General features: G+C 31.0%; 1 pseudogene. It reads right to left on the bottom strand.

The window, feature by feature from the left end:
• Nucleotides 1-297: 297 nt before the first annotated feature.
• Nucleotides 298-419 (bottom strand): annotated as a pseudogene (locus AC1DJR_RS33670) (cupin domain-containing protein); the annotation flags it as partial.

Below are 419 nucleotides of genomic sequence, written 5' to 3'. Positions count from 1 at the left end.
TCTCCATAGTAGCTATTCGTCTTAACAAGAAGTATTACAAGTTAAAAGGGAATCCAAAAGATTTTGTGATGAAAAAGAATGATTAGAGATATATTTGTTTAGTGACAATAAAGTTGTTTAATTTACAGTATTAAGACCTAAATCAAAAAAAGTCATAAAAAATAAGGAGTGATACATATTAGTCATTGACTAATATGTATCACTCCTTTACTTCTTGCTCCACAATCGAGCCCGATTGCGGAAAATATGTAACTTCCTTTTATATGTTGATCCAAAGAAAGTAATTGAAATATTGATTTAAATCCATATATTATTATCAGCAGTTAGTTTGGAATTAGTTTCACCAGTGTTGACTACACCTTTAGGCTCTACCAGCATTATATGGCATTCCTTTTCAGCATAAGGCTTATGCTCCACAC

It is taken from the genome of Bacillus sp. 05T31 (assembly GCF_056396725.1).
Note: the sequence above shows the minus strand (reverse complement) of the source record. Positions and strands in the feature narration are given on the sequence as shown.